Here is a 20,046-nt window from a genome sequence, read left to right on the forward strand (position 1 = left end):
CTCCGTCACGACACGATGTCCTTGGCCCGGAAGCCACGTATCGCCAGCGCGACGAAGACCACCGCGAACGACAGCGACACCGAGGCGCCCTTGACCATCCCCGTCCACTCCGCGCCGGGCTGGAGGAGATCGGCCCAGGCGTACTGCCAGTGGGTGGGCAGGAATTGGCGCAGCGAGCCCAGCGCGGTGATCGCGTCCAGGATGCCGGAGAGGATCGCGGTGCCCACCGCGCCGCCCACCGCGCCGAGCGGGGCGTCGGTGACCGTGGAGAGCCAGAACGCCACCCCGGCGACGGCGAGCTGGCTGACGAACGCGTAGACCGCGGCCACCAGCAACCGCCCGGCGGCCGTACCCGCGCCGAGCTCTCCGCCGGCCGGCAACCGCAGGTCGGACCAGCCGTACGCGGCCGTGCCCACCGCCAGCGCCACCAACGGCAGCACCACCACCGCGACCGCGCTGAACACCAGCGCCACCAGCCCCTTGCTCGCCAGCAGCCGCCCGCGCGGCACCGGCGCCGCCAGCAGGTACCGCAGCGACGACCAGCCCGCCTCCGCCGCCACCGTGTCGCCGAAGAAGAGCGCCACCGGCACGGTCAGCAGAAAGCCGCTGGAGACGAAGAGCACCGCGAAGGCGAAGTTGGGGCCGGAGGAGGTGGCCACCGCGATCAGCGAGGGCACGTTGCCGCGCCCGGAGGGCGTGCCCCCGATGGCGAACGCCGCCCACACCACCACCGGCAGCAGCACCATCACCGCCGCGGTCACCATCGTCCGCCGCCGCAGCAACTGGCGTACCGCCTCCACCCGGAACGGCAGCGTGCGCCCCGCCCGGTAGCCCACGGCGCCGGCCGCCCCCCGCTCCGTGGCCGCGGACCCCGACTCCGGCGTGCCCGGCGCGACCGTGGATCCGCTCACGCCGCACCTCCGATCAGTGACAAGAACGCGTCCTCCAGCCGCCGGTGCGGACCCACCCGCTCCACGGCGACCTCCAACCGCAGCAACTCCGCGAGGAGTTCGGGCACGGTCATCCCCTCCAGCCGGATCAGGAGCCCGTCCTCGGCGGCCTGTGCGAAGGCCACTCCGGCGAGCCCGGCGACCTTGGCGGCGGTCGCGGTCAGCGTGCCGGCGTCCGCCCCGGCCACCCCGACGGCCAGCAGCGAGCCGTCCCCGGTGATCTCGGCGACCGGGCCCGCCGCGACCAGCCCGCCCTTGTCCATCACCACCAGATGCGTGCAGCTCTGCTCCACCTCGGAGAGCAGGTGGCTGGAGACGATCACGGTGCGGCCGGTGGCCGCGTAGCGGGTGACCATCGCCCGCATCTCGCGGATCTGCGGCGGGTCGAGCCCGTTGGTGGGCTCGTCGAGTATCAGCAGATCGGGCAGGCCCAGCATGGCCTGGGCGATCGCCAGCCGCTGCCGCATGCCCTGCGAGTAGGTGCGCACCGGGCGGTCGAGCGCCTCCCCGAGCCCGGCGATCTCCAGCGCCTCCGCCGTGTGGGACTCCGCTGCCGGGCGGCCGGTGGCCCGCCAGTACAGATCGAGGTTGGCCCGGCCGGTCAGATGGGGCAGGAAGCCGGATCCCTCGACGAACGCGCCGACCCGGGAGAGCACCGGCGCCCCCGCCGTCACCGGCCGGCCGAAGATCTGGATCTCCCCGGCGTCCGGACGGATCAGCCCCATGATCATGCGCATCGTCGTCGTCTTGCCCGCGCCGTTGGGGCCGAGCAACCCGACCACCTGGCCCCGCGCCACCTCGAACGACACGTCCCTTACCGCGTACCGGTCCGCCGCGCCGCGGTAGCGCTTGGCGAGCCCGGAGACCCGCAACGGCACGTCGCCGTCGGCGGGTCGGGGCGGCGCCACGGGGTCCCCGGCCGCCGCGGACCGGCGACGCCGTACGCGTCCGGTCAGCAGCAGTGCCGCCGCGACGGCCACCGCCACGGCGGGCAGCACCCACACCCACACCGGGATCCCCGGAGTGCCGGTGGTCAGCGCCGGATCGGTCGGCACCACCAGCCCCGGGGCGTCCCCGGCGAGCGCGACCCGGTACGTCGCGGGACGGACGGGGGAGGAGTAGGCGAGATCGGTGGCGGAGAAGACCAGGCGCAGCCGGTGACCGGCGGCGAAGGAGTGGTCGACGGCGGGCAGGGTGACGGTGACCGTCCGGGCGCCCTCGCCGTTCCCGGACCCGCCCGGCCCCGCGCCGGTCACCCGCAACGGCGCGGCGAGCTGGTGCGGCAGGCTCGCGCGGCCGTCCGGACCGACGTCGTACACCTTGCCGAAGAGCACCGCCTCCCCGTCCGGGGCGTCGGAGCCCACGGTGATCCGCACCTGGGGCGAACCGGTCATCCGCAGCGGCTCCGTCAGCGGTGCCGTGTCGAAGACGGCCTGCTGGCCCGGGAAGTCCAGCGAGACGCCCTGGCCCAGTGAGGAGAGCGCGGAGAGCGCGCCGACGCCGGGCAGCGCCGAAATGGCGGGCGGGTCGCCGCCGGCCGGGTTGGACACGTTCTGCGGGCCGCCGATGAGCACCAGTTGACGCCGGCCGGTGCCGTCGAGCCCCGGGTAGCGGCCGGCCGTCGCGCCGCGCAGCACGGTGTCACCGGTGGTGGTGTCGATGCCGCCGGCGCGGGTGACCCGGAACGCCGGGCCGGTGGCCGCGCCGGTGTGCTTGAGGTAGTGGTCGAACCAGGCGGTGACCCGGGCGTCCACCCGCGCGCCCTCCGGATCGCCGCCGTCGTGTCCGCCCGCCGTCCAGTCGACCGCCACCGGGGCCCCGTTGGCCGCGATGGCGCGGGCCGCCTCGTCGGCCTGGCCGAGCGGGAAGAGCGAGTCGTTCTGCCCCTGGAGGAGGAGGGTCGGCACCTTGATCCGGTCGCCCACGGAGGCCGGGCTGGACCGGGTCAGCAGCCGCACGGCGGCCTCGTCGGCGTGGCCCTCCACGGCGACCCGCTGGTACATCGCGCACAGCTCGGCGGTGAACCGGCAGGAGGAGGCCGCCGCCGTACCGCCGTAGGACCCGGCCACCGCCCCGGCGAGCCCGGTGGTGCCGGTCCCCGGTGCGCCGCCGGGTGCGCCGGCCCCGCCGCCGGGGCCCGTCCGGCCGGCGGCACCGCCCGTACCCGGGGCCGTACTCGGCGCCGGGCCGGCCGGGCTGCCCGCGGAGGCGGTGGTGAAGAAGATGCCGGACCACAGCTTCTTGAAGACGCCGGAGTCGGCGGGCTCGGCCCGGGCGCCTTGCGGGAAGAGCGACTCGGCCAGGTTCCACCAGGTGATCTGGGGCGCGATGGCGTCGACGCGCTTGTCGTACCCGGCGGCCAGCAGCGCGATCGCCCCGCCGTAGGAGGCGCCGGCGATGCCGACCCGAGGGTCGTCGGGGCCGTCCAGCTGGACGTCGGGGCGGTGCCCGAGCCAGTCCACCAGCCGCCGTACGTCGGCCACTTCGCGGTCGGGGGCGTCCAGCCCGATGGCTCCGGTGGATCTGCCGAAGCCCCGGGCCGACCAGGTGAGCACCGCGTACCCGGACCGGGCCAGCTGCTCGGCCTGGCCGGTCATGTCGTCCTTGCTGCCGCCGAACCCGTGGGCCAGCAGCACCGCGGGGCGCCGGCCGGGCCCGCCGGAGGTGAAGAAGGACGTGTCGATCCGCACCGTGCGTGAGCTGCCCGGGGTCTCCGGCATGGCCAGCATCCGGTCCTCCCGGTGCACCGGGGCCGGCTGCCCGGCCACCGCGAACGAGACGGCACCGCCGGTCAGCACCGCCAGCACCGCCACGAACGACAGCACCAGCCGGCGGCGCGGGCGCCGGAATCTGCGCGGGGCGTGAGCCATGGGGCCGTCCTCGGTTCGTCGGGTCCGGAGTGTCCTGAGGCGGGCACCTCTTCGCACACCAGTGCGCCTGTCGACGATCACGCCAACGTTCCCGGTCCGGCCCCCGTTCCCGGACGCGCCCACAGGACGCCGTTTTCACCCGGACGAGGGGGTCGGGCATCCGATGTTGACGCGCCTCCCGGCCGCACGGCCACCTCCCCCGCGCCACCTCGCCTGTACCGTCGTCACCACCACCCGGCCCGCCTACCGACCTGGAACCCCATGAGCCTGGCACGACTGGCAACCGTCCCGCCCACCGGCCGATTCGGCCTCGGCCTGGCCGCTGTCGGGCGCCCCGGCTACATCAACCTCGACCGCGACGCCGACCTGCCCGCCGACCGTTCCGTGCCCGCCATGCGCGAACGCGCCCACCAACTGCTGGACGCCGCCTACGCGCAGGGCATCCGCTACGTCGACGTCGCCCGCTCCTACGGCCGCGCCGAGGAGTTCCTCGCCGACTGGCTGGCCGACCGCCCCCACGCCCACGACGTGGTGATCGGCAGCAAATGGGGCTACACCTACACCGCCGACTGGCGCACCGACGCCGAGGTGCACGAGGTCAAGGACCACACCACCGCCACCTACGACCGCCAACTCCCCGAAACCCGCGCCCTCCTCGGCGACCGCCTCGACCTCTACCAGGTCCACTCGGTGACCCCCGACAGCCCCGCGCTCACCGACCGGGCGCTGCACGAACGGCTCGCCGCGCTCGCCGCCGACGGCGTCACCGTCGGCGTCTCCACCAGCGGACCCGCCCAGGCCGAGGCGATCCGCGCGGCACTCGCGGTCACCGTGGACGGCCGACGGCTCTTCGGCAGCGTCCAGGCCACGTACAACCTGCTGGAACCCTCCGCCGGCGCCGCGCTCGCCGAAGCGCACGACGCCGGGGTCACCGTCATCGTCAAGGAGGCGATGGCCAACGGCCGGCTGGCCGGACGCGACACCGACGACCCCGGCACGCGGCTGCTGCGCCGGATCGCCGCCGAGGCCGGGGCCACCTGCGACACCGTGGCCCTCGCGGCGGTCGCGGCCCGGCCGTGGGCGGACGTCGTGCTCTCCGGCGCCGCCACCGTTCCGCAACTGCGCAGCAACCTCGCGGCGGCCCAGGTGCGCCTGCGACCGGCCTGGCTGCAACAGCTCGCGGCGCTCGCCGAACCGGCCGAGGTCTACTGGCGGCACCGCTCCGGCCTGCCCTGGCGGTGACCGGGGCGGATCACCCCAGGGTGAAGACGGCCTCGACCGGGTAGTGGTCGCTGGGTGCGGCGCTGTCCAACTGCCCCTGGCTCCAGCCGCTCTGCGGGTCGAAGTCCACCGTGACGCGGGGCAGCGCGGCCGGTACCGGCCGGCCGGGCGCCCGGAGGTACCCGAGGTAGTCCAGGTCGTCGCGGTAGTCGACCGGGAAGTCCTCGACCCCCGCCATGTACCGGCACCAGGCCGACACCGAGCAGTCCATCGTGGTCCGCGCCGCCGACGGATCGGTGGCCGGGGTACCGAGCACGCCGCCCACCGCGTCCTGGGCGTCGGCGTGGTCGCCGCGCGCCTGGCCGTGCAGGTACTCGACGTTGAGGTCCCCGCCGATCAGCACCGGCGCAGAGGCGCCGGCGATGCCGTCCACCCAGCCGCGGATCTCCCGCAACTGACCGAGCCGGGTGGCCTGCGTGGTGGCGGTCGGGGTGTTCGACTGGTCGGCCTGGAGGTGGGTGCCCACCACCCACGCCGGGTGCCCGTCCTTCTCCACGCGCACCAGCGCCGCGCCCTTGTTGGCGTCGTAATCCCACGTCCCCGACGTCGAGTTGGTGAAGACGTGCGCGTACTGCGCGGTGATCGGGTACTTGGACAGGATCATCGTCCCGCCGTTGATCACGAACGGCGAGTTGGAGCAGTTGCCGCTGACACCGGTCCAGCCGCCGCCCGAGCAGACCTGGCCCACCACGGGCGTCCGGTACGGGTAGAGATCGGCCAGCCCGGCCGAGATATCGTCGGTGGCGGTGTGGTTGAACAGTTCGTCGAGGACGACCACGTCGGCGTCGTGCTCGCGCACGATCGCCTCCACGACCGGGGTGCGCCGGGCGGCCTGCTCGTTCTGCGTCGAGTCGACGATCGCGGTGCCCATGTCGACATTCCAGGCGAAGACCGAGAGCGTGGGCGCGGACCCCGCCGGTACCGTCCCGGCCGTCGCCGGGGTGGCACCGGCGAGGAGCGCGGCGGCCACGCAGGCCGCGGCGGCGAGCAGGGAGCGTCGTACGGACACACAAGCCTCCGATGATCGGGCGGTTCCCTTTCGGCCGGGGGAGCCCCGGGCCGGGGACGGCAGGCGGACGCTAGCTACCGCTCAGTACGGTGAGGGGAACGCCAGGTGGTTGCCAAGCGGCCGGACGGCCAAGCCTTGGCCAAAGCCCCCGGGGCCGCCCACGCCGCACCCCGTCCTGTCCGGCTGTCCGACCCAGCCGATACGCTCGGGGGGTGGGCAATGACATGGCCGGACCGGAGAACGCGGACCCGCACGACCCCGAGCCGGGGGACGCGGCACACGACGGGCCGGAGGGAACGGGCGACGGCGCGCCCCGACCCGCCCCCGCCGCCCCGGTGTTCGAACGCGGCACCGACGGTCCCAAGGTCATCATGGCCGGTGTGGACGGCACCGAGTCCTCCTGGCGGGCCGCCGCCTACGCCGCCGGACTCGCCCGTCGCCAGGGCTCGCTGCTGGTCATGGTGTACATCCAGCCGCTCGCCCTGGCCGGCTCGCCGGGGCTGACGCTCTCCATGGCCGAGACCACCTCGGAGATCGCCGACGAGATCGCGGCCCAGGCCAGGGCGGCGGCCGAACGGCTCAGCTCGGTCCACCGGGTGCGCTGGGAGTTCCGCACCTTCCCCGGCGACCCCTTCACCGGCCTGGTCAAGGCCGCCGACGACCTGCGCGCCGACGCCGTCGTGGTCGGCGCCTCCGAGCAAGCCGGCCACCGCTTCATCGGCTCGCTCGCGGTCCGGCTGGTCAAGACGGCCCGCTGGCCGGTCACGGTGGTCCCGTAAGGGTTCCCCGCCGGCGCTCGGTGACCGTCCATGAGGCTCCGGGCGCGCCGAGCGCGGGAAGCCGGTGACGCGGGCCGTTCAGCGCAGGAACCCGGTGATCCGCTCGCGCAGCCCGGCCGCGTCCAGCCCGTGCGCGGCCACGTGCTCGCGCCACGTGCCGTACCGCCGCAACTCCTCGCGCGCCGTGCCCAGCCCCAGCACCCGGTGCGGAACGTCGGCCAGCGCCTCGGCGGCGAAGGACACCGAGGTCCCGGCCAGGTACGGCTCGACCAGCACCACGTCGGCCGCGTCGGCACGCCCCACCTCGGCACGGAGCCCCTCGGCGTCGAACGGACGCACGGTCGAGGCGTACAGCACGGTTACGTCGAGCCCCTCGACGGCCTCCCGTACCGCGTCCAGCATCGGTCCGACGGCCACCACGACCCCGCGTCCGCCCTCCCGGACCCGCTGGAAGTGCCCGGGGGAGATGGGCAGCGCCTCCCGGTTCGCGTGCTCGCTGAGGCGTACGTACACCCGGTTGTCGCCGTCCGCCGCCGCGTGCCGCAGCAGCTCCTCAGCCTCGTCCGGGTGACCGGGTACGTGGACGGTCCAGCCGTCCAGCGTGTCGAGCAGCGCCACGTCCCCGGGCCCCTGGTGGGTACGTCCGCCCGAGGCGATGTCGTACGAGGCACCCGAGCTGACCAGCACGGCTCCGGTGCCCTGGTGGCCCAGGTCCAGCTTGACCTGCTCGAACGGGCGCTCCACCAGGAAGCTGGCGAAGGTGTGCACGATCGGCCGCATCCCGCTCAGCGCCAGCCCGCCGGCCACCGAGACCAGCAACTGCTCGCGGATGCCGACGTCGATCACCCGGTCCGGGTGGCGGGCCGCCCCCTCCTTGAGCCGGTCGGAGGAGATCACCGCGAGGACGGCCGCCAGCCGCGGGTCCTCGTCGAGCAGCCGGGTGGTGACGGCGGTGAAACGTTCACGCATGGTGTCCATGGATGGTCCTCGGTGTGAAGCGGCAGGGGGGAGAGGGAGGGAGCGTCCGGGGTGCTGGCAGGCGTCCCCGGTGGTTCATGGCGTTTCCGGCGTGCTCGGCGTTCAGGCGTACTTGGGCTCGACCCGGGCGACGACGGCGTGCGGACGCCCCGGGTGCGGCGCGGTGAACGCCTCGTACAGCGCCTCGTGGTCCCGGCCGTCCACGGTCACCGCGGACCAGCCCTCGACCTCGAACCGGGAGGCGAGCCCGCCCCGCCAGCCGTAGGTCGCCGAGGCGTTGTCGACCGCCACCACGTGCAGCCCCTCCAGCCCGACCGCGCCGGCGAAGGCGATCGCCTCGTGGTTGCTGCCCTCGTCCATCTCGGCGTCGCCGACCAGCACGAACGTACGCGCGGCCCGCCGCTGGGCCTTGAGCCCGAGCGCGGTGCCGACCGCGATCGGCAGCCCGTGCCCGAGCGACCCGGAGGCGATCTCCACCCCCGGCACCAGCAACCGGTCCGGGTGGTGGCCGAGCGGCGAGTCGAACGTGCCGAACCCCGGCAGCCACTCGCGCGGCACGAACCCCTTGGCGGCGAGCACGGCGTAGTACGCCATCGGGCCGTGCCCCTTCGACAGCAGGAACCGGTCCCGGTCGGGCGCGTCCACCGTCTCCGGCGAGACGCGCAACACCCGGTCGTAGAGCACCCACAGCACGTCCAGCGTGGACGTGGCGGCCGGCCCGTGCTTCTCGTCACCGGTCATCAGCGACATCAAAGCGGGCAGCTCGGCGTAGCCGGCGGACGGGTTACGGGGGAGGGCGAACGACGATGTCGAAGTCATGCGCCGATCTTGCAACTTCAAGTTCCCTTGAAGTCAAGGGCTATCGTGGGCCCCATGCCGAAGCCACATCCGCAGGACCGCCTCACCATCGGCGAGCTCGCCGCCCGCAGCGGCCTGGCCACCTCGGCGCTGCGCTACTACGAGGAACTCGGCCTGCTCCAGGCCGAACGCACCGCCGGCGGCCAGCGCCGCTACCCGCGGGCCACGCTGCGCCGCCTGGCCTTCATCCGCGCGGCCCAGCAGGTCGGGCTCTCCCTCGACGAGACCCGCGAAGCCCTCGCCCGCCTCCCGGAGAACCGCACCCCCAACGCCACCGAGTGGGCCGCCGTCGCCCGCTCCTGGCAGCGCCGCATCGACGCCCGCATCGCCGAACTGGAAGCGCTCCGGGGCCGCCTCCTCGGCTGCGTCGGCTGCGGCTGCCTCTCCCTGACCCGATGCGCCATCTACAACCCCGCCGACCAAGCCGCCACCCGCGGCCCCGGCCCCCACTTCCTCCTCGGCGACCCCCCGGACCCGTCCGATCACCCTACGCGACGGTAGCTTCACTCCGCACCCCCCACTCCCGGGGCTGCGCGCGAACCACCCCCGAAGTGCGGTATTGTTCTTCTGCGCGGTCAGCCGGGAGAAAACCCCGGCCGAACGAGCACCGGGACGTGGCGCAGCTTGGTAGCGCACTTGACTGGGGGTCAAGGGGTCGCAGGTTCAAATCCTGTCGTCCCGACGGTGCTGAAGGCCCGCTGAGTTGGGAGAGATTCCCAGGTCAGCGGGCCTTTCGCGTGTCCGGGGATGGGTCGGTGTCGGCGGCTTCGGCGGGGCGCCGGCTGGGAGCGTGGTGGGAGCCCTCTGGGAGCGCTCGTGCTCCCAGAGGGCTCCCTGGTGCGGTGGTGGTCAACGGGGTCCGGTTTGTCCGTCGTCCGTTCTGGTGGATGTAGGGCGCCGTTGCGAGCCGTTGCTGGCGGTCGTCAACTGTTGGCGTCAACGGTCACCCTGATGTGGGTGGGTGCTGGGTGCGTCGAGAGGCGTAAGAGCCCCTTGACGGGTTCGAGGGGCTGGTTGTCGGTGGGAGCGTAGTCATAGGACGGCCGGGCAATGGTGGCCGGTTGCGGCTTGGTTGTGAAGAGTCGCAGCTCAACCGGTCGCGGGAGTCCTTGCGTTGTGCTGAGGCTGAGTCCAAGACCGGGTAAAGCCCCTTGGCGTTTCCCGCAGACGGGGCACTCCCGGGCCGGCCGGGCGGTAGACGGCGGTTCCGCGCTGTGGGGCGCTGCTTTCGGGGGCGTTGGACGGCCTATTGGTAGTGCTGGCGTGGTGGGGGGCTGGTCGCTGTGCATGCTGTGGTGTGTGGGATGAGGCGGTCTTGCCTCGGTGGTTGATGGCAAATAAGCAACGGGGTGAGCGGCGGACACTGTAGCGCTGAAGTGTGTTGTGGGAGGCCGTGTTTGGGCGGGTGGTGTGTTTGCGTGTGGGCGACGGTTTGGACTCCGTAGTGTGAACCCGTGATGGTGTGGTCGGCAGTCGTGGAGGATCTCTAACCTCGCGCTTTCACGAGGTGGAGTGTCCGAGGCTTGATCAAATAAGCGGAGAGTGCTCGTGACCTGCAACGATGGGACTCGTCTAAGGGCTGTCCCGTAACTGCTGGTCACGGGTGAGATGATCTTGCTGTGTCTGGTGTGATCACGGCGTCTGAGCCCTCCTGGATAGCCCCGTTCACTGGGCTGAGCCCGCGCCAGTTCGGCAAGCTGATCACCGCGCTCCGGCGTGAGGGTGTGGACCCGGTGCGCAAGGGTCGGCCATGGAGCCTGCCGCTGGAGGACCGCGTGCTCCTGATCGCCGCGTACTGGCGGACGAACCTGACCCTGCGTCAACTGGCCCCGCTGTTCGGGGTGTCCAAGTCGGCGGCCGACCGCATCATCGACCACCTCGGGCCCGCGCTCGCGCTCCAGCAGCGCAAGCGGTTCCGCAAGGACACCGTGCTCATCGTGGACGGCACCCTCGTTCCCACCCGTGACCACACCATCGCCGAGCAGTCCAAGAACTACCGGTACTCCACCAACCACCAGGTCGTCATCGACGCCGACACCCGGCTCGTCGTCGCGGTCGGCCGACCAGTCGCAGGCAACCGCAACGACTGCAAGGCGTGGGAGCTGTCCGGCGCGAAAGACGCCGTCGGCAAGACCACGGTCATCGCAGATGGCGGCTACCGGGGCACCGGCCTGGTCATCCCGCACCGCCGCGAGAAGGGCCAGACCGAACTCCCGGAATGGAAGGAGGAGCACAACGCCTCCCACCGCAAAGTCCGCGCCCGTGTAGAGCACGTCTTCGCCCGGATGAAGGGCTGGAAGATCCTTCGCGACTGCCGGCTGAAGGGCGACGGCGTCCAGCACGCCATGCTCGGCATCGCCCGCCTGCACAACCTCGTCCTTGCCGGGTGACGCAGAAACCAGCAGGCCACCAGACCCGTCAGAGATCATTTACGGGACAGCCCTTAGGGAGGAGCCGGAGAGCGTTCTGCGCTCACGCCGCACGACGCGGCCCTGCATGTCGTACTGAAACGGGTGCGTCCCGCCATGCGCAGCAGGGTGCCGGTGTAGTGGCGGTCGCCCTGCCGGTCGGCGGTGAGGCCCACCTCCGACGCGGCCCATTCGGCAGCGGTGGTGTTCTCGCAGGTGTCGTAGGAGTACCGCTCCATGCGGTCGCCGTGCCGCTTCTCGGTGATCCGGCCGCCCGCGTCGAAGTCGTACGTGACGGTTCCGGTGGCGCTGTCGCGGACGCCGGAGAGGAACCCGTCGGGCGCGGTGGGCGAAGTCGGCTCGGTGGTGGCCGGCGGTCGCCTACCGGCCTGGCCGTACGGTCCGGCTGGCGACTCGGTGCAGTGCGTCCCACTCCTGGGAGGTGATGTCCGTCGCACCGACCTGGCACCCGATCTCGCGCCCCGCTTGGTGGTAGCTGAACGCGAGCGTGTGTCCAGTCATGTGCAGGACGGTCGGCTGGTCGTCCGCGCCGTACTCCCAGCGGCTTGCCGCACCTGACGGCAGGCGCTGCTCCGTCCGGTGCCCGACCGCGTCGTAACGGCTCTCCACACTGTGGCCGCCGACCGTTTCGAGGAGCACCCGGCCCAGTGGATCGCGGTCGATCACCAGCTCAGTGTCGGGGCTCGTGGCGCGGACCAGGCGGTGGGCCGGGTCGTAAGCGAAAGCGGTCACGACACCGTCAGTGTTGGCCTGTTGCAGCCGCACACCAACCATGCTCCCCGCGGTAACAGGGAGACAGTACGGCGTACCAACCTCACGGCCTTCCTGCCAGCCATGCGCGGTCCTCACCAGGAGCCCTTACTCGGCAGCAACGACATGCACGCGCACGGCAGTTGCCGACGCCGGCCATCGACACGACACGTCGCACGAAGCCACAGAGTGAACACCAAGCCGCTCCTGGACGTCCACCGCGTTAATCGTTCCTGAGTGACCGTCAGTGATGCATGCCTGTTACAACTTCCAGACGTTTTCCGGCGAACCCCTTACGGCCCGGGCGCGTCGTAGGTCACACAGGACGCACCTGTCACGGCGGACGCCGGTGCGGCGGTCAGGCCGGCTGGCCGGCATCTTCGTTCCGCTCGCCGTGACAGTGTCGTCACCCGCCCACGACGACAGGACCAGCTCACGTGAACGCGATGTCTTCTCCGGCCGTGCCCTCGTTCGAGACCATTGATGACATACGTCGGCGTTTCTTCCCCGTGCGGCTTCCGGGGGCGGGGAGCGGGGTCGGGAGGTGTGTCGATGAGGCGACGTTCAGGGAGGCGGTAGGGCAGATCTACGCGTCCGTCTTTCCGGACCGGGATGCCTATCCGTACCAGCCCAAGTCGCAGGAGCTGGTCGCCGAGTACCGGAGTCTGCACCAGGAGCGGATCCTGATCGAGGATGCCGACGGGAAGTTGATGGGGTGGCTGAAGGGGCGGATGGCGGACCCTGACACGTTCTATCTGGGGACCAGCGGGATGCTGCCGGAGTACCGGACGCAGCGGATCGCGGCGTTGTGCTACGCGAAGCTGTTGGAGTACCTGCGGGCGCTGGGGTACGAGCGGGTGACCTCCGAGCACCACCCGAGCAACCGCACCGCGATGATTTTCCAGCTCAAGCACGGTTTCAGCATCGAGGGCATGAGCCTGGACGAGCGCTGGGGACCGATGGTGAAGATGGTGCGCTTCTTCGACCAGGACCGGCAGGCCGAGTTCGACCGGCGCTTCGGCTTCGAGCAGTACCCGAAGGGCATCTGACCCGGCCACCCCGGGTACGGGAGCCGTCCCGGGGTGGCGTCCACGCCCCGCCCCCCCCACTCAGCGATTTGACGAGGAAGCGTGCACATCACCTATCTGCTCGCCACCAGCAGCAACGCCATCTACGACGGGAAGTACGGCCAGCGCGGGCGCTACCACACCTACGGCCAGCAAAGCTTCGTCCTCGACCTGGTCGCGACGATGAGCAGGGCGGGGCACACCGTACGGCTCGTCGTCGACGCGCTGTCGGCGTTCGCCCTGACCTCGACGTTCCGGGGCATGGACGGTGTCACCCTGACGGAGGAGGCCGATCCGTCGGCCAAGACTGATCTGATCCTGGTCGACGAGGTGCACGACGAGATGCTGATGGGTTTCGACGCGCACGTACCGGCGTTCAGGATCGTCCATCACGCGGGGCGTCGCTCGTCCGACTACCTCGTCTCGCGCTGTGAACGGTTCCTGTGCATGACGGAGAACGCGCTGGCGCTGCAACGCGAGTATCTCCCCGCGGAACAGGCGGTCCTCGTCCACCAGGGCGTCGACCTGGAGCGTTTCCCCGCCGTCCTCGACAAGGGCCGCCCGGCGCGACCGCGGGTCCTGCTCTACTGCCGGCTGGACTCCGGACGCGAGGCACTGCTCGGCCGGATCGTGGAGAACATCGACCGCGAGGAGTTCCTGGTGTACGTGGCCGGTGACGGCCCGGGGTTCTGGGACTTCAGCGACCGCTTCGGCAGCGAGATCGTCCTCATCAACCACGTGCCGTGCCAGTCGATACCCAACCTGCTCGGGGAGATGGACGTGGTCATCTCGCTCGGGCGCGGCGCGATGGAGGCCATGGCGACGGGGATACCGACGCTGTGCGCGGGCCACCGCTACGCCGGACCCATCACGGCCGACAACATCGGCGACCTCATGCGGTACAACCTCACCGGCGTCGGCAGCGACCGGGACCCCTCCCTCGTCATGACCGACATCCGCGAGGCACTGGCCGGTGACCGGCACGTCGTGCGGGCGCTGGCGGAGGAGCGGCTGTCGGCCGATGCCTTCATGGAGACCGTCTCCGACCTGTACGCGCGGGCCGCCGGATGACGGACGGCACCGCCGCTCCGACAGCGCACGGGACGACCGACACGCCCCCCGACGCGCGACCACCTCGGCTCTTCGCGTCCCGCAACCCACGGCTGTACTACGCCGGGCTGGTCTTCTCCCAGGTCGGCACCAACACGCAACTCGTGGCGCTGGGTTGGTTCACGTACCAACTCAGCCACGACGCACTCGTGCTCGGTGTCGTCAGCGCGGCGCCGATCCTCACCATGCTGCTGCTCAGCCAGGCGGGCGGGGTGGTCGCCGACCGCTTTCCGCCGCGCCGGGTGCTGCTGTGCACCCACTCGCTGCTCGCCGTGCTGACCCTGCTCCTCGGTCTGCTGGCGCACAGCGGCTCACTTCGGGTGTGGCATCTGGTGGTCAGCGCGCTGTGTGTCGGCGGTGTCAACGCGATCGGTCTGCCGACGGAGCAGGTCTTCGTCTCGGAGGTCGCGGGGGACGCCCTGCTGAAGAAGGCGGTCACGCTCAACAACGTCGTCCTCAACCTGTCGTTGGTGGTCGGCTCCAGCGTGGCGGGACCGCTGATGGGGGCGGTGGGCCTGGGCGGGGTCGTCCTGCTCAACGCCGGGTCCTACCTGGTGATGCTCACGGCACTGCTGCTCGTCCGCCCGGCGCAGCTCCACGCCCGCCCCCGGCAGCCCGGCAGGCGCCCCCGGGTGCGGGGCGCGTGGGGGTACGTGCGGCACAGCCCCGGTCTCACGTTGCTGCTGCTGGTCATCGGCATCGTCGGCCTGTTCGGCACGAGTCTTCCGTCGCTGCTGCTTCTGCTGTGTTCCGGCGAACTCGCGGCGCGGGCCGGGGCGTACGGCATCCTGCTCGCCGTGGTCTCCGTCGGTTCCCTCATCGGGGCCTTGCTGACGTGGCGTACCAAGGTGGTGTTGTCCACGGTGCTGGGGAGCAGTCTGCTGCTGGGGGTCCTGGAACTCGTCACCGCCGCCATGCCGTCGCTGCCCACCCTCGGTGTGGTGCTGCTGCCGGTCGGGGTGGTTTCCCTGGTTCTGCGGGCGGGACTGCTCAGTCTGGCGCAGTTGCAGACACTGCCGGAGTTCCGGGGCCGGGTGATGGCGGTGTTCCAACTCGTCTACCGGACGGGGTGGTTCCTCGGCACGCTGATCGCGACGTGGCTGGCGCGGACGCTGGGGCCCCGTCCGGCGATCGCGTTGGGCGGGGCGGCGGTGACGCTGCTCGTCGCGGTGGTCGTCGTGGTGATGACCGCGTTCCGCGCCATGTCGGTGTCGCTGGTCGCGCGGCGCGTTCCGCGGGTCAGCTTCGCCCTCGCGCCGGAGCCCGAGGGCCGCCACCGGCGCACCCCGCGCCACATGGCGGCGGATACCTGACCCCGGGCCCGCTACGCGGGGCAGCGCGTATCGGCCGCCGGGCGGTGTCCGGTCAGGAGGAACTCGGTCACCGCCCGGTCTCCGCAGGCGTTGCCGTTGGCGAGGTAGGAACCGTGTCCGCCACGGTCGACGGTGACCAGGCGGGCCCGGTCGCCGAGGGCGGCCCGCATGCGCAGGGCGCCGAAGTAGGGCGTGGCCGGGTCCCGGAGGTTCTGGAGCATGAGGATGTCGGAGGGCCCGTGCGAGGTGATGCGGACCGGCTCGTCCGCCGGAGCGGTGTGCCAGAACGCACAGGGGGTGATGTTCGCCGGCTGCCCGGCGGTGAGGGGATGACGGACGCGGTCGGCCGCCACGGCGCGGGCATAGCCGCGGACGTCACGGGGCCAGCGCACGTCGTTGCAGAGCGTCGCGGTGAACACGGAGGCGTCCCGGTCCGGCATCGGTGTGGTGTATCCGGCGGGCAGGGCGGGTGTGGTGCGGGGGTCTTCCACCGACTTGACCAGCCGGGCCAGCCAGGGGAAGTTCACATCGCTGAAGAGTGCCTGCTGGACGGCCTGGCGCAGGACGTTGCCGGTGAACGGCCGGTGCGCGGTGGTGGTCGCCCGGGGCGTCCGGTCCAGCCGGTCGGCGAGGGCGAGCACCTGCGGCCTGACGTCGGCGGCGTGCCGGGCGAGGCGCAGCCCGTCGCGGTCGCGCGCGGGATCGGCGGCCCAGCGGGCGAAGTCGGGGAACCGCTCGTCGGCGGCGGCTGCCGTGTTGGCGGTCCAGGCGCGTCCCACCCGCGCCGGATCGGGGTCGTCGGTGCTGTCGAGCACCACCCGGTCGGTGCGTCCGGGGTGCTCCTGCGCGTAGACGGCGGTCACGTACGTGCCGTACGACACCCCGTACATCGACAGCTTCGCGGTCCCGAGGGCCTGGCGGAGGAGTTCGATGTCGCGCACCTCGTTCGCGGTGGAGTAACCGCGCACGACGGCACCGCCGTTGCGGGCGCAGGCGTCGGCGATGCGCCGCGAGCGGGCGACGCTGTCGCGGATGTCGCCGCCGGGGCCGGGCCAGTCGCGGAGGTTCATCACGTCCCGGTCGGCGGCGCTCAGCCCGCAGCCGGCCGCGGTGGAGGCACCGGTGCCGCGCGGGTCGAAACTGACCAGGTCGTAGGCGCCGTGCAGCGCCTCGCGCAGCTTGGGCCCGTTGTGGGCGAGCGATTCGACACCCGAGCCGCCCGGGCCGCCGGGAACGACCAGCAGGGTGCCGCGCCGGGCGGCCGGACCGTCGCCGACCAGGCGGCTGACGCGCAACGTGAGACGGGCGCCGTGCGGATTCCGATGGTCGACGGGGACGGAGAGGTCGGCGCACTGCTGGGCGTCGGGGCCGCCGGGTTGGGCGCACGGCTGCCAGGAAAGTGCCGTCGCCGACGCGGGGCCTGCGGCGGTGAGGCATGTCGCGCCGAGTGTCAACGCGCCGAGCAGCGCGGCCAGTTGGTGCTTCATCGTTGCCTCCAGGCTTCGGGGGATCGGCGGTCGGCGGTGGCGTCCGGGTGCCTCGCGTGACGCCCGGGTGGCCGGTCGGCCACCGGAGCCTTGCCGTTCAGCCACTGTGGCCTGGAACGGGCCCGCCCGCGTCCCCCGTTGACGGGTTCGCCTTCCCCCGTACGGGGGAGGACGCGCGCCGGGCCGTCCGTCCCGTTCCGCCGGCGTCAGCCGGCGAGCCCCGGGCGCCGGTCGCGGACCGGGCTGACCGATTCGAGGGCGGCGCCGAGGCGGAGCACGGTGGGCTCGTCGTACCAGCGGGAGACGAGCTGGACGCCGATGGGCAGGCCGGTGGCGGTGGCGTGGAAGGGCAGGGAGAGGGCGGGCAGGCCGGTGAGGTTGAAGGGAACGGTGGCGCGCATGATGCCGCGCGCGGGTACGGTCACCCCGTCGACCTCGAACGAGGAGCGGGCGAACGGCGGGGCGGGGATCGGGCAGACGGGGCACAGCAGGGCGTCGTACCGCTCGAAGTATCCGGCGAAGAGGGAGCTGAGCGAGTCGACCCGGTGCTGTGCGTCGAGGTAGTCGGCCATCGGCACCCGCGGGGCGTCGAGGGTACGGCGGATCACCCGGTGCAGTTCGGATTCGCGGCCGGCGGTGACCCGTTGGAAGTAGGGGACGACCTCCGCGGTGAACAGCACGGCGCTCAACTCCGTGGCGTCGACGGCCTCCAGCGCGTCGAGCGGTGCCGGTTCGACGGCGCAGCCCAGCTCCCGCAGCGCCTCGGCGGCGGACGTGACGGCGGCGGCCACCTCCGGGTCGACCGGGCCGAACGCGGGGGCGCAGGCCCAGCCCACCCGCAGTCCGGCGAGCGACGCGGGGCCGTCGGCGGTGGCGTCGAGCGGCGGTGCGTGGTGTACGTGGCCGTCGACGCCGTCCGGGCCGGAGAGCACCGTGAGGGCTGTGGCGATGTCCCGGACGCTGCGGGCCATCGGTCCGACGTGCCAGTAGCGGCTGGGGACTTCGGGCCAGTGGCCGGTGACGGGGATCCGTCCGCGGGTTGCCTTCAGGGCGGTGATCCCGGTGTGGTGGGCGGGGCCGCGCACCGAGATGGCCACGTCGCTGCCGAGGCCGAGGGGCGACATCCCGGCGGCGATCGCCGCGGATTCGCCGCCGCTCGACCCGCCGGGGGTCCGTTCGGTGTCCCAGGGGTTGCGGGTGAGGCCGAAGAGCGCGTTGTCGGTCTCGGTCCAGTAGGAGAACTCCGGGAGGTTGGTCTTGGCCAGCGGTATCCCGCCGGCCGCCCGCAGTCTCGCCACCGATGTCGCGTCGGCCACAGGGACGCGGTCCCGGAAGAGCGCCGAGCCCCGGGTGGTGGCGGCCCCCGCGACGTCCAGTGAGTCCTTGACGGTGAACGGGACGCCGTGCAGCGGCCCGACCGGCTCTCCGGCCGCCACGGCGGCGTCCGCGTCCCGCGCCGCCGCGAGCCCCTGCTCGGCGAGTACGGCCACCACCGCGTTGAGTTCCGGGTCGACCCTCTCGATCCGTTCCAGGTGTGCCCGCGTCACCTCCACCGCGGACACCTGCCGCGTGCCGATCAGCCCGGCCAACGCGGTCGCGTCCAGCCGGCACAGTTCGTCCCCGCCCATCACACCCACCTCCTGAAGGCCCCCGTGGACCACCATCCTGCACGGTGTCGTTGTATAGGTAAACCATCGTGGTCGGGGTGGCACGGGGTTCTCCCGCGCTGGCCCATCACCACACCGCACCGGACCACCCCCGCCAACCTCACCTTCCCGCGTCGAGGAAGGCGGCGATGTCGTGCCGGGTCGGGTAGTCGGGCAGGGGGGCGGGGCGGTCCTGGAGGAAGGCGGTGACGACGGCGAGGGCGCGTTGGTCGTTGTGGTCGAGGCCGTTCCACATGTGGTGTCCGACGCCGGGGAGGTACTGGGTGCGCCGGATGGCGGGGTCGGCGGCGAGGACGGCGGTCTCCCAGCGGCGCACCTGGGAGGAGCACTCGGCGAGCATCAGCATGGCGGGGACCCGGGAGCGCCCCAGCCGGGGGGCGATGGAGGGGGAGTCCTGGACCGTTCGCTGGACGCGGAGGCTGGCGGCGGGGCTGAAGGAGAAGTTGCGCGGGGTGTCTTCGACCGGGATGCGGTGGGCGTCGCGTGCGCAGTAGTCGGAGGCGGTGTCGCTGCCGAGGTCGGTGGCGGTGAACGCGTTGTCGCCCTCGGCCTGGCCGATCAGTCCGGTGTCGGGGGTGAGGAGCCCGAGTCGCATCAGGCCGAGTCCGACGGCGTAGCGCGGGGTGGTGGTCGAACGGGGGCCGGCCGGCGCGGGGGCGAGGCCGCGTGCGGACGGCCGGCCCAGGTGGCCGGTGAGCCGCGCGGTCGGGCCGTCCATGGGGCCGGGTTCGGCGATGACCGCCCGGTGCAGTCGCGCGGCGGCGTCCGGATCGGCGAGGGCGCGGGTGAGGACGACCGCGCCGGACGAGAAGCCGAGGACGTCGGCCCGGCCCTCGCCCAGGCGGTCGACGAAGGCGGCGAGGTCGCGGACCGATCGGGAGATCGTGTACCGCTCCATGGGGAGCAGGTCGCTGCGTCCGCCGCCGGCCTGCTCGTAGGTGTACACGTCGTACCCCGCCGCCGCCAGCAGCCGCAGGAACCGGTGGTCGAGCAGTGAAATGCCGCGTACCGGGCCGCCGTTGAGGTAGACCAGCGGGACGGGGTGCCGGGGGCCGGTCCCCGAGGGCGGGTAGTGGTACACCGCGACCCGGCTGCCGGTGGCCAGGTTCCAGTGCTGCGTGGCCACGAACGGCAGGGCGGGCGGAAACCGCCGGGCCGTGGGCACGGTGGGCACGCAGACCGACAGCGTCAGCGCCGCGGCGACGGCCACCGGCACCAGCGGTGCCGACCGCGCCCGCCCCGCCCGCCGCCGACCCCGCCACAACGCCGCGACCACCGCGACCCCGAGAGCCACCGACCACGCCACGAGCCCGGAGCCGGCCCCGTCCGTGAGCACGATCGACGCGAGGAAGACGACGGCCACCGCCACCACGGCGGCGAGCGCCGCCAGTAAACGGCCGGCGGTACGGAACGGACGCGGGACGAACGCGGGCATGGCTGACCCCTTGACGGTCGCGGGAGTTTCAGAACACTGTTTCAGAACGATGTTATCAGTGCG

Annotated in this window: 17 protein-coding genes and 1 tRNA gene; 8 read left to right on the plus strand and 10 right to left on the minus strand. The window is 72.5% G+C overall.

From position 1 onward, the window contains the following. Positions 1–5: 5 nt before the first annotated feature. Positions 6–911 carry an ABC transporter permease gene (locus SCATT_RS23530; RefSeq protein WP_014145679.1) on the minus strand — a complete coding sequence of 302 codons (906 nt, stop codon included), beginning with the start codon at positions 909–911 and terminating at the stop codon, positions 6–8. Beyond that, positions 908–3,820: an alpha/beta fold hydrolase gene (locus tag SCATT_RS23535; RefSeq protein ID WP_014145680.1), complete on the minus strand. Its 2,913-nt coding sequence runs from the start codon at positions 3,818–3,820 to the stop codon at positions 908–910. The genes SCATT_RS23530 and SCATT_RS23535 overlap by 4 nt, the downstream gene beginning before the upstream one ends. Positions 3,821–4,081: 261 nt before the next feature. Here SCATT_RS23535 and SCATT_RS23540 point away from each other — a divergent pair, with 261 nt between their 5' ends. Beyond that, positions 4,082–5,062, plus strand: coding sequence for an aldo/keto reductase (locus tag SCATT_RS23540; RefSeq protein ID WP_014145681.1), 981 nt, complete (start codon positions 4,082–4,084; stop codon positions 5,060–5,062). Positions 5,063–5,072: 10 nt separating this feature from the next. Here SCATT_RS23540 and SCATT_RS23545 read toward each other — a convergent pair whose 3' ends face one another. Next, entirely contained in the window at positions 5,073–6,110 is a 1,038-nt protein-coding gene (locus tag SCATT_RS23545; RefSeq protein WP_014145682.1) for a sphingomyelin phosphodiesterase, read from the minus strand. Between the two features lie 371 nt (positions 6,111–6,481). Here SCATT_RS23545 and SCATT_RS23550 point away from each other — a divergent pair, with 371 nt between their 5' ends. Continuing rightward, entirely contained in the window at positions 6,482–6,889 is a 408-nt protein-coding gene (locus SCATT_RS23550) for a universal stress protein (protein WP_202447765.1), read from the plus strand. 78 nt (positions 6,890–6,967) lie between these two features. On the opposite strand, the gene SCATT_RS23555 is transcribed toward SCATT_RS23550, so the two are convergent. Beyond that, positions 6,968–7,867: a transketolase family protein gene (locus SCATT_RS23555; protein ID WP_014145684.1), complete on the minus strand. Its 900-nt coding sequence runs from the start codon at positions 7,865–7,867 to the stop codon at positions 6,968–6,970. Between the two features lie 102 nt (positions 7,868–7,969). Next, positions 7,970–8,686, minus strand: coding sequence for a thiamine pyrophosphate-dependent enzyme (locus tag SCATT_RS23560; protein ID WP_014145685.1), 717 nt, complete (start codon positions 8,684–8,686; stop codon positions 7,970–7,972). Between the two features lie 54 nt (positions 8,687–8,740). On the opposite strand from SCATT_RS23560, the gene soxR reads away from it, so the two are divergent. The 3 genes from soxR to SCATT_RS23575 all read left to right on the plus strand — a co-directional run bounded on the left by soxR (position 8,741) and on the right by SCATT_RS23575 (position 11,115). Next, positions 8,741–9,226, plus strand: a complete 486-nt coding sequence (soxR, locus tag SCATT_RS23565; RefSeq protein WP_014145686.1) for a redox-sensitive transcriptional activator SoxR — start codon at positions 8,741–8,743, stop codon at positions 9,224–9,226. Between the two features lie 107 nt (positions 9,227–9,333). Continuing rightward, positions 9,334–9,407: transfer RNA gene (locus SCATT_RS23570), tRNA-Pro, on the plus strand. A gap of 937 nt (positions 9,408–10,344) precedes the next feature. Next, complete coding sequence (locus SCATT_RS23575) at positions 10,345–11,115, plus strand: IS5/IS1182 family transposase (RefSeq protein WP_014626964.1); 771 nt, start codon at positions 10,345–10,347, stop codon at positions 11,113–11,115. Between the two features lie 53 nt (positions 11,116–11,168). Here SCATT_RS23575 and SCATT_RS38680 read toward each other — a convergent pair whose 3' ends face one another. Next, positions 11,169–11,591, minus strand: a complete 423-nt coding sequence (locus SCATT_RS38680; RefSeq protein WP_014145688.1) for a hypothetical protein — start codon at positions 11,589–11,591, stop codon at positions 11,169–11,171. Further along, positions 11,515–11,886, minus strand: coding sequence for a type IV secretion protein Rhs (locus SCATT_RS23585; RefSeq protein WP_231905152.1), 372 nt, complete (start codon positions 11,884–11,886; stop codon positions 11,515–11,517). The genes SCATT_RS38680 and SCATT_RS23585 overlap by 77 nt, the downstream gene beginning before the upstream one ends. A gap of 464 nt (positions 11,887–12,350) precedes the next feature. On the opposite strand from SCATT_RS23585, the gene SCATT_RS23590 reads away from it, so the two are divergent. From SCATT_RS23590 to SCATT_RS23600, 3 genes are all read left to right on the plus strand, one after another. After that, the gene (locus SCATT_RS23590; protein WP_202447766.1) at positions 12,351–12,953 is read left to right on the plus strand and encodes a GNAT family N-acetyltransferase; all 603 of its coding nucleotides are present in this window, start codon (positions 12,351–12,353) and stop codon (positions 12,951–12,953) included. A gap of 81 nt (positions 12,954–13,034) precedes the next feature. Next, complete coding sequence (locus SCATT_RS23595; protein ID WP_014145691.1) at positions 13,035–14,042, plus strand: glycosyltransferase family protein; 1,008 nt, start codon at positions 13,035–13,037, stop codon at positions 14,040–14,042. Beyond that, entirely contained in the window at positions 14,039–15,394 is a 1,356-nt protein-coding gene (locus SCATT_RS23600) for an MFS transporter (RefSeq protein ID WP_014145692.1), read from the plus strand. The genes SCATT_RS23595 and SCATT_RS23600 overlap by 4 nt, the downstream gene beginning before the upstream one ends. Positions 15,395–15,405: 11 nt before the next feature. On the opposite strand, the gene SCATT_RS23605 is transcribed toward SCATT_RS23600, so the two are convergent. From SCATT_RS23605 to SCATT_RS23615, 3 genes are all read right to left on the minus strand, one after another. Next, positions 15,406–16,881, minus strand: coding sequence for an alpha/beta hydrolase (locus SCATT_RS23605; RefSeq protein ID WP_014145693.1), 1,476 nt, complete (start codon positions 16,879–16,881; stop codon positions 15,406–15,408). Positions 16,882–17,087: 206 nt separating this feature from the next. Then, positions 17,088–18,509, minus strand: a complete 1,422-nt coding sequence (locus tag SCATT_RS23610) for an amidase (protein ID WP_014145694.1) — start codon at positions 18,507–18,509, stop codon at positions 17,088–17,090. 139 nt (positions 18,510–18,648) lie between these two features. After that, a complete protein-coding gene (locus SCATT_RS23615; protein ID WP_014145695.1) occupies positions 18,649–19,983 on the minus strand; it encodes an alpha/beta fold hydrolase in 1,335 nt (444 codons plus the stop codon). Between the last annotated feature and the right edge of the window lie 63 nt (positions 19,984–20,046).

It is taken from the genome of Streptantibioticus cattleyicolor NRRL 8057 = DSM 46488, from assembly GCF_000240165.1.
GTDB lineage: Bacteria > Actinomycetota > Actinomycetes > Streptomycetales > Streptomycetaceae > Streptantibioticus > Streptantibioticus cattleyicolor.

Bases quoted from the DNA above. Each gene is read 5' to 3' on its own strand.
- SCATT_RS23605 (WP_014145693.1), bottom strand. From the start codon at position 16,881: ATGAAGCACCAACTGGCCGCGCTGCTCGGCGCGTTGACACTCGGCGCG.
- soxR (WP_014145686.1), top strand. From the start codon at position 8,741: ATGCCGAAGCCACATCCGCAGGACCGCCTCACCATCGGCGAGCTCGCC.
- SCATT_RS23610 (WP_014145694.1), bottom strand. From the start codon at position 18,509: ATGGGCGGGGACGAACTGTGCCGGCTGGACGCGACCGCGTTGGCCGGG.
- SCATT_RS23560 (WP_014145685.1), bottom strand. From the start codon at position 8,686: ATGACTTCGACATCGTCGTTCGCCCTCCCCCGTAACCCGTCCGCCGGC.
- SCATT_RS23540 (WP_014145681.1), top strand. From the start codon at position 4,082: ATGAGCCTGGCACGACTGGCAACCGTCCCGCCCACCGGCCGATTCGGC.
- SCATT_RS23590 (WP_202447766.1), top strand. From the start codon at position 12,351: ATGTCTTCTCCGGCCGTGCCCTCGTTCGAGACCATTGATGACATACGT.
- SCATT_RS23550 (WP_202447765.1), top strand. From the start codon at position 6,482: ATGGCCGGTGTGGACGGCACCGAGTCCTCCTGGCGGGCCGCCGCCTAC.
- SCATT_RS23535 (WP_014145680.1), bottom strand. From the start codon at position 3,820: ATGGCTCACGCCCCGCGCAGATTCCGGCGCCCGCGCCGCCGGCTGGTG.
- SCATT_RS23615 (WP_014145695.1), bottom strand. From the start codon at position 19,983: ATGCCCGCGTTCGTCCCGCGTCCGTTCCGTACCGCCGGCCGTTTACTG.
- SCATT_RS23600 (WP_014145692.1), top strand. From the start codon at position 14,039: ATGACGGACGGCACCGCCGCTCCGACAGCGCACGGGACGACCGACACG.
- SCATT_RS23555 (WP_014145684.1), bottom strand. From the start codon at position 7,867: ATGGACACCATGCGTGAACGTTTCACCGCCGTCACCACCCGGCTGCTC.